The organism is Sutterella sp. KLE1602 (assembly GCF_001578585.1).
GTDB classification, from domain to species: Bacteria; Pseudomonadota; Gammaproteobacteria; order Burkholderiales; family Burkholderiaceae_F; genus Sutterella; species Sutterella wadsworthensis_A.
The window spans coordinates 10,265-10,957 of record NZ_KQ968512.1 but is presented as its reverse complement, the minus strand read 5'-3'; the positions used below and the strand labels follow the sequence as shown (position 1 = coordinate 10,957).

At 54.4% G+C, this 693-nt stretch carries 1 protein-coding gene; it reads left to right on the top strand.

Going from position 1 to position 693, the window contains the following annotated elements; translation table 11 throughout:
- Positions 1-693 (top strand): RNA-guided endonuclease InsQ/TnpB family protein (locus HMPREF3036_RS03265; RefSeq protein ID WP_156469730.1); only part of this gene is annotated, 693 nt, incomplete at both ends.

Here is a 693-nt window from a genome sequence, read left to right as displayed (position 1 = left end):
ACAGGAAAATGTCCCGCTTCGCCGGTTGTACGCGTTGGGTGTACAACCAAGGGCTTGCTTGGAACGAAGAGCGCCGAACAGCGGATCCCGCCTTCCATATCAGCTATTCGAAGCTTTGCTCCGAACTGCTGGTTTGGAAGGAACAGAATCCCTGGTTGAGGGAAACGCACTCTCAGGTTCTCCAACAGTCGCTGAAGGATCTGATGGGCGGCTTCCAGAAGTTCTTCAAAGGTCTGACGGCTTTCCCGAAGAAGCACAAGAAGTTCGTGACCACGGACTCCTTTCGCTTCCCGCAGGGCTTCAAGATTGATGAAGGACGTCGGCAGATTTATCTGCCGAGCATCGGTTGGGTCAAATACAAGCGAAGCCGCTTCATTCAAGGCAAGGCCAAGAACGTGACGGTTTCCCGACAAGCCGACGGATGGTATGTTTCCATCCAGACCGAGTACGAAATGGAACCTCCCAAGCATGCCGGCGACAGTGTCGGCATTGACATGGGATGCGTCCGTTTCTGCACGCTTTCCGACGGCACGTTCTTCGAACCGTGCGGCGCACTCAAGAAGTCGCTTAAGAAGCTCGCCAGGATGCAGCGCAGGCTCGCAAGAATGCAGAAGTTCGGGAAGAATTGGCGCAAACAGAAGGCAGCGATCGCAAGGCTACATCAGCATATCGCCAATGTCCGTCGTGATTTCA